Raw genomic sequence first — 12,875 nt, 5'->3', positions numbered from 1 at the left:
GAAAGGAAATGACAATGAAATTTTCAAGGTTTTTATTTCAGTCAGACATTCACCAAGGTGTTGTAACCGATGAGGGGATTAAAGAGATAGAAGGGGATATCTTTGATCGTTGGACCTATACGGATCGAACATTCAAGGAGGGAGACGTTCAGTTACTGGCACCATTAGTGCCCAATCAAATTATAGGCATCGGTGCAAACTTTGTATCAAAGATAGAAGATAAGCCGGATACTCCGCCGGATATTCCAGTGTTTTTCTTTAAGCCGACATCATCGGTGATAGGACCTGAGGAAGCTATCATCATACCAATAGACATTAACGAGGTGAAGTTCGAGTCTGAACTCGTCGTTGTAATAGGAAAAGAAGCGAAAAATATTACTAAAGATCAAGTGTTGGACCATATTTTTGGATATACGGTAGGAAACGATGTGACCGCGCCGCAATATTTTCATGAAGACGGCCATTGGATGGTTGGGAAATCATTTGATACGTTTACGCCGTTGGGGCCCTATGTAGAAACAGAGTTGGACCCGCTAAACGTCAGCGTTGAGGCACGGGTCGATCAAGTTGAAAAACAGAACAGCCCACTGGATTTAATGATTGTCTCCATTCAGGACATGGTTTCTTATTTATCTAACGTTATGACCCTGAAAAAAGGGGATGTGATCATGACAGGGAGCCCCGTTGGCGCAGGGATGGTAGCGGAAGGAACCACAGTTGAGTGTGAGATCAAAGACATTGGTACTTTGAAAAACACTTTGGTGAAGGCATGACCGTTTAACCGGAAGAACCGTGAAGCGGCTTCTCACTCCCACTAACGCAAGATAGACTGCCATTTCTGGTTTATCATGCGCTAGTCTCACCTTCTAGCGCATGATAGAGTGACGAATCTGTTTTATCTTGCGGTAAACACTCTCCTTAGCGCATGATAGATCGTTGAAGTTGTTATATCATGCGCTATTCACTTCCAATGGCGCAATATAGATTGATGAAATTGAATTATCTTGCGTTAAAATCAGCTCGAACATCGAAATATGACCGTGTGCCCCTAAACGGCAATCGACTTTACTCCAACTACTGGGCTTTCAATCCTTATCTAAAGTGCAAAAAAGCGGCAGAGATTCTGCCGCTTTCGCTTGTACTCACGCTGAAGGCTTCCGTCCGGTATCGATCGGCGTGTTTTTACCTTTATTTTTTGCCAAAATAAAGAGGTACACGATCGCAAACAGGATGGCGGTGAAGAACCAGAAGTTAATGCCGCCAATGACAAAGCCCATACCTAGCATACCGGCAATAATGATGTAATACGTCATCGGAATCAATGTTTTCCGAATCAGCATCCCTTCTTTACCGAGGAGGCCGACGGTGGCCGAAGCGGCCACAACATTGTGAACCGCGACCATGTTACCGGCAGCACCACCGACCGCTTGCAAGGAAACGACGATTCTCGAACCGGCAACATCGAGCCCGAGATTCTGGGCCGTACCAAATTGAAAGAGGGAGAACATGACATTGCTCACCGTGTTGCTTCCGCCGAGGAAAGCGCCTAAAGCACCGACGATGGGGGCGAACAAAGGCCATACTTCTCCAGCCATGTTGGAGGCTGCTTCCGCCAGCACGATCGGCATGCTTTGATACATGTCTGATGCGGAGTTGATAAACACTTGTGCCATTGGCACCGCGAACAACAAAGGAACGGCAGCGCCTACCCATGTTTTAAACGTGTCTGACCAAGCCGTCGCATACGCGCCTTTTCGCTGGTGCATGCCATGGACGAAATAAGTGATAATCGACGTGAGCACAAAGAACATTCCCGGAACAAACAATGGAGATACCTCTGCGGTGATGGTTGATCCGAATATGCCTTCCCAAATAAACGATAAGGCAGGTTGTTGCAGGAAATCATTGATAGGGTCAACGGCCCTCGTAACGATTAACAAAAGTGCAACAATCGCATAAGGCGACCAAGCCTTGAGCAATCCCATATTTCGGCTGGCAACTTCTTTGGAAGAGGCGTCTTGTAGCTTACCGATCCATTCCGGTTCCCAGCGCTCCCGCGGTTCAAAGTCGAAAATCTCCGATTCCTTCGGTTGAAACCAACCGGCTCTTGCAGCTGGGACGACGATCAATAACCCGATAAGCCCTCCGAGCATGGCCGGAAATTCCGGACCTAGCAGCAACGCCACCAAATAAAAGGGAATGACGAAAGCGAGCGCGGCAAAGAGCGCGAATCTCCATACTTTAAACCCTTCTGAAAATGATCTTGATTTTCCGAAAAATCGAGTTAAAAGACCGGCCATCAATAGCGGTATAAGTATCCCCGCGAGTCCATGTGTAAGGGCGACTTGCGCCCCCACCGAGTGGATGAATTCATCAAACGGCATGCTCCCCAACGCCGACATCACCGTTTCCTGACCATCCAGGCCGGACCCGACACCGACTAAAATAGGAGTGCCGACTGCTCCGAATGAAACAGGCGAACTTTGGATGACAAGGGCGACCGCCACAGCTGCCATCGCCGGGAATCCAATCGCGACCAACAAAGGCGCGGCAACTGCCGCCGGGGTCCCAAAACCGGCCGACCCTTCGATAAAACAACCGAACAACCAGGCGATGATGATCGCTTGAATTCTTCTGTCCGGCGAGATACTGGTGAAGCCGGCCCGAATCGTTTGCAACGCGCCACTTTCTTTCAGGGTATTAAGTAAAAGAATCGCACCAAACACGATGAATAAAATTTCCAAAGCCAGAACAACGCCGTTAATAACCGCCGCGCTCACCTGTGAGAAGTCGGTTCCCCAGATGATAAGCGCCATTAAAACTGTTAAAATGAGCGCGACCGGCATTGCCTTTCTTGCCGACCAATTCAAGACAGCAATGAGAAAAAACACGACAAGAATTGGTAATAATGCCAGTAATGCTAAAACACCTAGCGCCATTGCGTAGCCCCCTTATTTTTAAAAAATGATCCGGTGATGCTCGCTGCTCTTTTGTCACCTCCTTATTTGTAACCGCTTACACTTATTTAGCATGAAAATTGCGAAAAAGTCAATAGTGAATTAAGCCTCGGCTTTAATAGCCATCTCTGGCAAGACAGATTTCCCGGTGATAGGATAGAAGAAGACGATCAAGAACGGAGGCAACGTCATGACGATTCGATATTATATATTAGCATATCTCAAATGGCTATTCGGCGTGTTTTTCGGCGCCTGTGCATTAATCATTCTGAATTACGTTTTTATCATGGAAATAGAAGGGATCCCACTCATCATCGTATTATTTGCCCTCGCCGGTATTGCGTATCCCTTTTTGCAAGCCTATATGGAGAAAAAGAAACAGGAGGAGTAGGGGGGAGTGTCAATGAAAAAATTAAAAAATTATTAACATACCATTGAAAAATGTATATTGGATACGATATACTATATTCCAAGGAGAATGATCATGGAAAATTTTCAGTTGGAGAATAAAGATTCGATTGAAACCAAAGCTTGCAATGCCATTCGAAAGGCTATTCTGAGCGGGGATTTCCCGCCCGGAAAAAAGTTGGTTCAGGAACAATTGGCGAGACAATTGGGGATCAGCAGAATGCCAATTCGAGAGGCCTTGAAGCAATTGGAAATTGAAGGACTCGTCAAGATTGAACCGTACCGAGGCGCTTTTGTGAACGAATTGGATACGGAAGCGATCCATGAAAATTACGTTTTGCGTTCAGAATTGGAGAAAATGGCACTTCAGAAGGCATACCCCTTCATCTCTCAGAAAGATTTAGCTGATATGGATGCGCTTATCAAAGAGATGGATCAAGCTGACCATGAAGCGTTCGTTCAAACCAATATTGATTTCCACCATTTGCTCTTAAAGCGATGCCCATGGAAGCGGCTATCCACATTTATTCAAGTATTGTGGAATGGCTATTCACAGCAAACCCCGGAATTTTTACATGGTCAGATCGAAAAATCGAATGAAGATCATAAACAAATTGTTCAAGCATTAAAAAATCAAGAACCTGAGCGTGCGGCTTCTTTGCTTCATGATCATATTCTCAATACTGGTAAGCGGTTAATCGCGTTTATTAAGACCAATGATGATTAATGGGGGGGAATCATTCCCCTTGCGAATCAATAATTGGATACAATATCCTTTCATCCATTTATTTGAGGAAGGATGCATAAAAAATTTCATAAATACTTACTAGAAAATAGGAAGGGTTATTATGAAGCCATTAGAAGGCATAACCGTTCTTTCCGTCGAACAGGCTGTTGCCGTTCCTTTTGCCACTCGACAACTGGCCGACCTTGGTGCAAGGGTAATCAAAGTGGAGCGCCCTCCAACAGGTGATTTTGCCCGGGATTATGATAGCACCGTTCATGGCATGTCTAGCCATTTCGTCTGGCTAAACCGATCAAAAGAATCGATGACGCTAGATTTAAAATCAGAAAACGCAAAGCCGGTGTTTGAACGGTTATTGGCCGAGGCAGATGTATTTATTCAAAATCTGGCCCCCGGGGCAATGGAAAGATTGGGCTACGGAACAGAGGCACTACGTGAGAGGTATCCGGAATTAATTACTTGTAATTTAACAGGATACGGAGACACCGGACCATATAAAAACAAAAAAGCCTATGATCTGCTCGTGCAGTGTGAAGCCGGGCTCGTATCGGTCACGGGAAGTGAAGATGTTCCATCGAAAGCGGGTATTTCCATTGCCGATATTGCCGCGGGCATGTACATGTATTCCGGCATCCTTACGGCTCTTCTCGTGCGTTCACGCACCGGCGAGGGGCAAACAGTGAATGTTTCCATGCTGGAAGCGTTGGGAGAGTGGATGGGGTACCCAACCTACTATGCAGCATATGGGGGAGAAGAACCGCAACGAAAAGGAGCGAGCCACTCCACGATTTTTCCTTACGGACCGTTTCAATGCGGGGACGGAAAAACCGTTTTCGTTGGTCTTCAAAATGAACGTGAATGGCTGAGTTTTTGTGAAAATGTGCTGCAAAAGTCTGAAACAACAGATGACGAAAGGTTTGCGACTAACGCCAAACGTTCTGAAAACCGACAAGCACTGACGGAACTGATCGAGCGTGTTTTTTCAAAATTAAATAGAGATAACGTCATTGAACGGTTGGAAGCTGCAAAGATTGCAAACGCGCGACTAAATTCCATGAAAGAATTCTTCGAACATCCACAATTAAAAGCTAGAGAGCGATGGAAGGAGGTACATACTCCCAATGGACCGATACAAGCGCTGCTTCCCCCGGCCTCCATCAGCGGAGTAGAACCTAAGATGGGAGATGTTCCTGAGCTCGGGGAACATACAACATCGATATTGGAGGAGTTTGGATTTGAAACCATAAAAAAATGAATCCATGAAATCACGAAAATAGGGAGGAATAAATGTGAGTGTTAAAGATGGTTGGAAAGGGCGTTTCTATGAGGATTTTGAAGTGGGGGATGTGTACCAACATCCACTAGGAAGGACGATCTCGAATACAGACAATAGTTGGTTTACACTGTTGACGCAAAATACGAACCCGATTCATTTTGATCATCATTATGCTGAGCAAACAGACTTCGGCCGACCACTCGTGAATTCAACGTTTACACTTGCGCTTGTCACCGGTCAATCGGTCAATGATTTGTCCCAAAATGTGATGGCCAATCTCGGTTGGACAGATATTCGGCTGCCCAATCCTGTTTTTGAAGGGGATACGATTTATTCCTATTCCGAAGTCTTAGAGAAAAGAGAATCCGGTAAAAGGGAAAATGTGGGCATCGTAACTGTAAAAACCTATGGATATAATCAGGAAGGTCAAGTTGTCATCGATTACAAACGAACGTTTATGGTCTATAAAAAAGAACATGCACCTTCGGGAAGAACAGATTTGTTTGAAAAAGTTCATCGAGAAAACTCATAAGAACATTTATCAGGAGGATGACAAATGACACAAACAAAGCTAGATCACGATATGATTCGTAAAAGTGTGCGTAGTTTATGCGAGCGTTTTCCGGAGTCTTATTGGCAAGATATAGATTCACGGCACGAATACCCTGAGGAATTTATCCAGGCCTTGACGGATGAAGGATGGCTAGGGGTTTTAATTCCGGAAGAATACGGCGGTGCAGGTCTCGGGATGACGGAAGCGAGCATTATAATGGAAGAAATCAATCGTTCCGGTGGTAATGCAGCCGCTGGGCATGCGCAAATGTATACGATGGGAGCAATCCTTCGTCATGGTACAGAAGAGCAAAAACAACGCTGGCTCCCGCCCATTGCCTCTGGCGAGCAACGTTTGCAAGCGTTCGGGATCACAGAACCGACGGCCGGAAGTGATACGACAAGCATTTCCACGTTTGCAGAAAAGCAGGGCGATCACTATATTGTGAATGGCCAAAAAATCTGGACGTCCAGAGCGAAGTATTCGGACTTAATGCTATTGCTTGCAAGAACGACACCGAAAGGCCAGGAGAAGAAAAAAACCGATGGCCTAAGCCTATTTGTGCTTGATATGAACGAACAAGCAGAACATATCGACATTCGTCCAATTGATACGATGATCAACCACGCCACGACGGAAGTTTTTATTGAAGGTGCAAAAATCCATAAGGAAAACTTAATTGGCGAAGAAGGAAAAGGATTCAAATATGTGCTCGGGGGAATGAATGCCGAACGTATTTTGATTGCTTCCGAAAGTGTCGGCGACGGTTTATATTTTATCGATCGAGCGGTCAATTACGCGAATGAACGTGTCGTCTTTAATCGTCCTATCGGGCAAAATCAAGGCGTTCAATTTCCATTGGCAGAGAACTATATGGACATTCAAGCAGCGATGTTGATGCGCGACAAAGCAGCAGAGTTGTTTGACCAAGGGGAGAACTGCGGTGAAGAAGCGAACATGGCGAAGTACCTGACTTCAGAGGCCACATGGAAAGCGGCAAACAGCGCGATGGATACGTACGGCGGTTACGGATTTGCGGCGGAGTACCATATTGAGCGGAAATTCCGAGAAGCGCGTCTCTTCATGGTAGCACCGATTACAAATAACTTAATCCGGAGTTACGTAGGCCAACACGTGCTCGGGTTGCCTCGGTCTTTTTGATGATGACAAGCGGTTCTAGTTTTTCTAGAACCGTTCTATTTTTTTAAGAAACGGAGGAACGAGAAATGAAAAAACATCGCACATGGCTTTTCGCGCCGGGAAATCATCCCCGAACAATGGAAAAGGCAATGAAAACACAAACGGATATCGTTATTTATGATCTTGAAGATGCTGTTCCATTGGATGAAAAGGAACAAGCGAGAGAAATCGTAAGAGAGCATTTACAAGAAAAGCATATCGATAAAGCACCTTATAAGCTGCTGAGAGTCAATGAAAGCACCTCCCCTTTTTTTACCCAAGATGTAATCGCCGGGGCTCGTGGCAACGTTGACGGCATTGTGTTGCCAAAATCAGACCATCCCGAGCATATCAAAGACGTCGACCAACAGCTCGCCGCTCTGGAACAAGAATTGGGATATGAAGTCGGCAAGATTCAATTGTTTCCGTTGATAGAATCTGCACTTGGCGTGCATAACAGTTATGAAATTGCAAAAGCTTCGCCCCGGGTGACCAGGCTGAGTTTTGGGGCCATCGATTATACATCGGACATTCAAACGAAGCTTAGCGAAAGTGGCGAAGAGCTTCTGTACGCTCAATCGCAACTGGTCAACAGCAGTTATGCAGCAGGCATTGAAGGTCCGATTGATACGGTGTACGCAGATTTTCAAAACGAAGAAGGATTATTGCGAGAAACGCAAAGAGGTAGCCGTCTCGGATTTAAAGGAAAAATGATTATCCACCCAAAGCAGATTGAGGTCGTCCATAACGTTTATACCCCTGGAGACGAAGAAGTTGAAGAAGCAAAAGAAATTGTAAACGCATACCAACAGGCAAATGAACAAGGAGATGGAGCGATCCAACTGAATGGAAAAATGATTGACGTACCCGTAGTGAAAAGTGCTCAGCAGACGTTGGATCTAGTCGAGGCGCTGAAAGAAACAGACGATACGAAAGCGTAAAGGGTGTGAATGGGGAATGAGAGACATCCACGTGGATACGATCACCGAGAACGTTGTTGCCATGTGTCAATCGGCGAGTTTTGATTTGGGCGATGACATGATCCGGGCGTTTCAGTCTTCTTTAAAAACAGAGAAATCGGAAATTGGCCAAGATGTACTGACGCAACTCCTAGATAATGCCGAAATTGCTGAGCAGGAACGCATTCCCATGTGCCAGGATACCGGGGTGGCCGTCTTTTTTATAGAAATGGGATATGATTGCAAGATAACTGGCGGAGACTTATACGATGCCATCAATCAAGGGGTTAGCCAAGGCTATGGCGATGGCTATTTGCGCCAATCCATCGTTCGCGATCCACTGGACCGAAAAAATACCGGGGATAATACACCCGCCATCACATATGTGGAAATGGTGGAAGGCGATCAGCTGAGAATAAGATTTACCGCAAAAGGCGGGGGAGCGGAAAACATGAGCCGTTTGCAAATGCTGAAACCGTCCGATGGCTTGGAAGGTATCGAGGATTTTGTCATGGAGTCTGTCCGTCTCGCAGGGCCCAATGCTTGTCCGCCTATGATCGTCGGTGTCGGCATTGGGGGAAGTTTCGAAAAATCCGCCTACATTGCGAAAAAATCATTGTTGCGACCCGTAGGAGAACGGCATGAGGAAGAACGGATAGCTAGCCTAGAGGAAGAATGGATGGAAAAATGCAACCGCCTTGGCATCGGTCCGCAAGGTATGGGCGGCACCACGACAGCATTAGATGTGAAGATCGAGGTGCATCCTTGTCACATTGCCGCTTTGCCTGTTGCGGTAAACATCCAGTGCCATGCCAATCGGCATAAAGAAGTAACACTATAAACGATAGGGGGGAACTTACATGGCACAGAAAAGAGTAACGCTTCCTCTAACAGATGAAAAAGTTCAATATTTAAAAGCTGGCGACCGGGTTTTATTAAGCGGTGACGTATACGCGGCAAGGGACACGACTCACAAACGATTGATGGAGCGAATTGAGGTCAACGAAGAATTGCCGATTCAACTGGAAGGCGAAGTCATTTATTATGTAGGCCCGACACCGGCAAAACCGGGTCAAATCATTGGCTCGGCAGGACCGACGACGAGCGGAAGAATGGATAAATATACACCTGCATTGTTATCCCGGGGTTTGAAGGGGATGATCGGGAAAGGGTATAGAAATGATGAGGTTAAAGCGGCGATCCAAACCTATAATGCCGTTTATTTTGCCGCTATCGGTGGTTCCGGTGCCCTGTTGTCCAAAAAAATCCAATTTGAAACGATTGTTGTTTACGAAGATTTGGGACCGGAAGCGATTCGCCGCCTTACCATTAATGATTTTCCGGTGACGGTCATTAATGATTGTTATGGCAATGATTGGTACGAGCAAGCCGCTGAAGTGTATCAAAAAGGAAAACTATGATGAAAACACATGAAATTGTAGCTATACCGGGATATGGATGGTAGAGAAGACAGCCCTTTTGATCGGTTGAACCCGATTGAAAGGGTTTACGTACCGGAAAATGAATAACAATAATAACAATCAAAAATTTTATTGACAAAAAACATTCTAGTATATAAAATAAAGCTATCTTCATTTGGAACCGATTACATAGGAAGATTCATAGTTGCCAACATTTGAAAGCTTAGACAATCAGGAGGTGCGACTATTGAAACGTCATCATAATACAGTCTTTATTTTACTACTGGTGTTGGGGGTCGTATGTGCAAGTTGCTCAAATCCGAGAGCATCTTCGGAAACGCTTGAAATTGGTGAAAATGGCGAACAAATGCCGGAAGATATGGTTTGGAGTGTGTATGACATTAATGCCGGGGGCTATGCTGAGGCGTCTGCTGTGGCCAATGAGATCACAGAAGAATATGGCACCCAAATACGAATGCTTCCATCTTCAAGCGGGGTTGGCCGAATGATGCCTCTTTATTTAGGAGATGCGGATGTCGGAAAGATCGGGGATGAAGTAAAGTTCGCTTTTGAAGGAACGGAAGAGTTTTTTGACCTTGGCTGGGGGCCTCAAGATATGCGTGCCCTATGGGCCCCGATCTCTCCATTCGGCATAGCCGTTCGTGAGGATTCTAATATCGAATCGATTGAAGATTTGGAAGGGATGCGCGTTCCTCATATTAGCGGAAATACGTCCATTAATATAAAAACAGAGTCCATGCTTGCTTTTGGCGGTTTGACCCTCGATGACGTTGATGTTGTTGAGTTTAATGATTACGGAGGACAAGGGGAGGCATTGATTCAAGGTGAACTTGATATAGCTTCGATCAATCCACAAGCCGGAGGGATGTTTGAGGCGGACAGCCTTGAGGGGATTCGCTGGTTGCAAATGCCAGCATCCGATGAAGGAGGATGGGATCGCGTTCATGACGTTGCGTCTTGGTTTAATCCAAGAGAGATAGATGATGGTGCCGGTATGACGGATGATAATGAAATTTTGGGACATGCTTATTTGTTTGCGGGGTATGCTGACCAAGATGAGGAAGATATGTATGCATTTACGAAATCGATGGTTGAGCAGTATGAGAACTATGAAGGGGCGACAGCCAATATGTGGACGTATCATCCTGATGAAATAGTTACAAGTCCGGCGGCAATGGGTGTCCCTTTTCATGAAGGTTCCATCCGATATCTCGACGAAATCGGATTATGGGATGAGCAAAAACAAGAAGAGAACGACGCTTTAATTGAGCGCCAAGAAGACCTCCAAGAGGCGTGGACCATTGTTGAGGAGGAAGCGGAAGAGATGAATCTATCCGAGGACGAACATGAGGAGCACTGGCTGGAGAGAAAAGAAGAGCTAGTGCCGGAAGAATTCTAGAGAAGTTTGTGCAACTTAGAATGGAGGGATAGGTTTTGAATCGTATACACGGACCTTGGAAAGTCATTGTTATCATCGCAACGATCTTAGGAGTATTCTTATCCGTTAATCACGTGTTCTACCTGCGATTATTCGGATTTGCCCCTTTGCAAAATGAATATTTATACTATTTGCTTGCCGCATTTATGTCCATCTCATTTCTGGTGTTACCGGCTAAGAAAACAGACACCTCCATTCGATATTACGATGTGATCGCTTTTGCATTAACACTTGTTGCAACTATGTTTTTAGGGCTCAACAGTGAACGAATTATTTTGGAAGGATGGGACTGGGTCGCACCGGTGGCGCCGACCATCGCTGCGGTAGTGCTATGGGTGCTCGTCCTCGAAATATTACGCCGGGCAGGGGGAAAAATTTTATTTGCCATTTGCGGCATCATTTCGATTTATCCCCTTTTTGCCAATATAATTCCTGTGTATTTTTTACAAGGGCAAAGCTTTGATTTCATTACATTGGCGAATAACCATATCATGAGTTCAAACAGTGTGCTGGGCGTTCCCTTGGATACGGTGGGGACATTGGTTGTTGGATTCCTCGTGTTTGGTGTCATACTCACACATACTGGGGGAGGACAGTTCTTCTTCAAGCTGGCGCAGTCGGTTTTCGGTAGTCAAAGAGGTGGAGAAGCAAAAGTTTCAGTGGCCGGAAGTTCATTTTTTGGGATGTTGAGCGGAAGCGCGATTTCGAATACCGTGACGACCGGTCAAATGACAATACCGGCGATGAAGAAATCGGGGTATGATTCGGAATACGCGGCGGCTATTGAAGCAACTTCATCAACCGGTGGAACAATTGCACCGCCCATTATGGGCTCTGCTGCTTTTATTATGGCATCGTTCATCGGGGTTGCGTATTTAGAAATTGTAGTGGCAGCGGCCATCCCGGCAGCTTTGTATTTTATAGCCGTGTTTCTCCAGGTGGATGGTTATGCCGCCAAACATGATTTGCGCGGGATTCCGAAAAGAGAGTTGCCACCGGTGCTAAAGACTTTAAGTGAAGGTTGGATTTATATAGTAAGCATGGTGGCGTTGATTCTCGTTCTTGTGTTTATACAATCGGAGGGACAGGCGCCATATTATGCCAGTGCTTTAATTCTTATATTGACTACATTAAGGAAGTCTACGCGATTTAATTGGCAGAAGCTCGGTGACATGATTGCCGATATGGGCAAAGTCCTCGGGGAAATTATTTCCTTGATCGCGGGTGTCGGTTTAATTATAGGCGCTTTTTCTGCAACGGGCGTTTCTTTTTCATTTTCACGGGAACTGGTCATGATGGCCGGAGATAACCTTTTACTGTTATTGATTGCGGGTGCGATCACGAGTTTTATCCTCGGTATGGGTATGACCGTCTCCGCAAGTTACATCTTTTTGGCGATTGTGTTAGCTCCCGCATTAGTAGGTGTTGGTGTTGACCCGATTGCAGCCCATTTATTTGTTCTTTATTGGGCGACTGCATCTTATATTACACCGCCTGTTGCCCTTGCCTCGTTTACGGCATCCGGGATAGCAAATTCGAATCCATTGAGAACGTCAATTGTATCGACAAAATTAGGAGTTGTGACGTTTTTCGTTCCGTTTTTTATCGTGTATCAACCCGCGTTAATTTGGAGTGGGACAATGATGGAATCGCTGGTTAGTATTTTTACAGCATTGGTCGGCGTCTTTCTTATTTCATCCGCACTGCAAGGATATCTTATAGGCTATGGGAGCCTGACCAAGATCCACAGAGCAATTTTCCCTATCGGCGGGATCGCGATGCTAGTCCCTAACATTGTTATAAATGTCGCTATTGTTGCGCTGTTAGTGATCTTCTATGTTATCACCTATTCAAGGAAGAAAATAGGGAATACAGATGAAGAGAGCGTGAGTCAAAGGTATTAATAAGGAGGTTTCAA

The 12,875-nt window shown here is 45.5% G+C and carries 12 protein-coding genes; 11 read left to right on the top strand and 1 reads right to left on the bottom strand.

The genetic code is table 11. The features are described 5' to 3' along the window. Nucleotides 1–14 precede the first annotated feature (14 nt). On the top strand, nucleotides 15–773 hold the full coding sequence (locus DT065_RS03760; protein ID WP_114371013.1) for a fumarylacetoacetate hydrolase family protein: 759 nt from the start codon (nucleotides 15–17) through the stop codon (nucleotides 771–773). A 369-nt stretch (nucleotides 774–1,142) separates the two neighbouring features. On the opposite strand, the gene DT065_RS03755 is transcribed toward DT065_RS03760, so the two are convergent. Continuing rightward, nucleotides 1,143–2,939: an L-lactate permease gene (locus DT065_RS03755; RefSeq protein ID WP_114371011.1), complete on the bottom strand. Its 1,797-nt coding sequence runs from the start codon at nucleotides 2,937–2,939 to the stop codon at nucleotides 1,143–1,145. 208 nt (nucleotides 2,940–3,147) lie between these two features. Here DT065_RS03755 and DT065_RS03750 point away from each other — a divergent pair, with 208 nt between their 5' ends. From DT065_RS03750 to DT065_RS03705, 10 genes are all read left to right on the top strand, one after another. Further along, nucleotides 3,148–3,348 (top strand): hypothetical protein, encoded by a 201-nt coding sequence (locus tag DT065_RS03750; protein ID WP_114371009.1) that lies wholly within the window; start codon nucleotides 3,148–3,150, stop codon nucleotides 3,346–3,348. A 93-nt stretch (nucleotides 3,349–3,441) separates the two neighbouring features. Continuing rightward, nucleotides 3,442–4,092, top strand: coding sequence for a GntR family transcriptional regulator (locus DT065_RS03745; protein WP_160112382.1), 651 nt, complete (start codon nucleotides 3,442–3,444; stop codon nucleotides 4,090–4,092). 121 nt (nucleotides 4,093–4,213) lie between these two features. Continuing rightward, complete coding sequence (locus DT065_RS03740) at nucleotides 4,214–5,365, top strand: CaiB/BaiF CoA transferase family protein (RefSeq protein ID WP_114371005.1); 1,152 nt, start codon at nucleotides 4,214–4,216, stop codon at nucleotides 5,363–5,365. 34 nt (nucleotides 5,366–5,399) lie between these two features. After that, nucleotides 5,400–5,918 carry a MaoC family dehydratase gene (locus tag DT065_RS03735; protein ID WP_114371003.1) on the top strand — a complete coding sequence of 173 codons (519 nt, stop codon included), beginning with the start codon at nucleotides 5,400–5,402 and terminating at the stop codon, nucleotides 5,916–5,918. A 24-nt stretch (nucleotides 5,919–5,942) separates the two neighbouring features. Next, a complete protein-coding gene (locus DT065_RS03730; RefSeq protein ID WP_114371001.1) occupies nucleotides 5,943–7,100 on the top strand; it encodes an acyl-CoA dehydrogenase family protein in 1,158 nt (385 codons plus the stop codon). A gap of 65 nt (nucleotides 7,101–7,165) precedes the next feature. Then, nucleotides 7,166–8,059, top strand: coding sequence for an HpcH/HpaI aldolase/citrate lyase family protein (locus tag DT065_RS03725; protein ID WP_114370999.1), 894 nt, complete (start codon nucleotides 7,166–7,168; stop codon nucleotides 8,057–8,059). 16 nt (nucleotides 8,060–8,075) lie between these two features. Further along, a complete protein-coding gene (locus DT065_RS03720; protein ID WP_114370997.1) occupies nucleotides 8,076–8,918 on the top strand; it encodes a fumarate hydratase in 843 nt (280 codons plus the stop codon). 19 nt (nucleotides 8,919–8,937) lie between these two features. Beyond that, complete coding sequence (locus tag DT065_RS03715) at nucleotides 8,938–9,498, top strand: Fe-S-containing hydro-lyase (protein ID WP_114370995.1); 561 nt, start codon at nucleotides 8,938–8,940, stop codon at nucleotides 9,496–9,498. A 247-nt stretch (nucleotides 9,499–9,745) separates the two neighbouring features. Then, nucleotides 9,746–10,918 carry a TAXI family TRAP transporter solute-binding subunit gene (locus tag DT065_RS03710; RefSeq protein ID WP_160112381.1) on the top strand — a complete coding sequence of 391 codons (1,173 nt, stop codon included), beginning with the start codon at nucleotides 9,746–9,748 and terminating at the stop codon, nucleotides 10,916–10,918. A 35-nt stretch (nucleotides 10,919–10,953) separates the two neighbouring features. Further along, entirely contained in the window at nucleotides 10,954–12,861 is a 1,908-nt protein-coding gene (locus DT065_RS03705) for a TRAP transporter permease (RefSeq protein WP_114370991.1), read from the top strand. The last annotated feature ends 14 nt before the right edge of the window (nucleotides 12,862–12,875 follow it).

It is taken from the genome of Salicibibacter kimchii (assembly GCF_003336365.1).
GTDB classification, from domain to species: domain Bacteria; phylum Bacillota; class Bacilli; order Bacillales; family Marinococcaceae; genus Salicibibacter; species Salicibibacter kimchii.
This window is presented reverse-complemented; position numbering and strand designations above follow the sequence as displayed.

Coding starts and splice junctions, on each gene's coding strand:
- DT065_RS03760 (WP_114371013.1), top strand. CDS start 15: ATGAAATTTTCAAGGTTTTTATTTCAGTCAGACATTCACCAAGGTGTT.
- DT065_RS03755 (WP_114371011.1), bottom strand. CDS start 2,939: ATGGCGCTAGGTGTTTTAGCATTACTGGCATTATTACCAATTCTTGTC.
- DT065_RS03750 (WP_114371009.1), top strand. CDS start 3,148: ATGACGATTCGATATTATATATTAGCATATCTCAAATGGCTATTCGGC.
- DT065_RS03745 (WP_160112382.1), top strand. CDS start 3,442: ATGGAAAATTTTCAGTTGGAGAATAAAGATTCGATTGAAACCAAAGCT.
- DT065_RS03740 (WP_114371005.1), top strand. CDS start 4,214: ATGAAGCCATTAGAAGGCATAACCGTTCTTTCCGTCGAACAGGCTGTT.
- DT065_RS03730 (WP_114371001.1), top strand. CDS start 5,943: ATGACACAAACAAAGCTAGATCACGATATGATTCGTAAAAGTGTGCGT.
- DT065_RS03725 (WP_114370999.1), top strand. CDS start 7,166: ATGAAAAAACATCGCACATGGCTTTTCGCGCCGGGAAATCATCCCCGA.
- DT065_RS03720 (WP_114370997.1), top strand. CDS start 8,076: ATGAGAGACATCCACGTGGATACGATCACCGAGAACGTTGTTGCCATG.
- DT065_RS03715 (WP_114370995.1), top strand. CDS start 8,938: ATGGCACAGAAAAGAGTAACGCTTCCTCTAACAGATGAAAAAGTTCAA.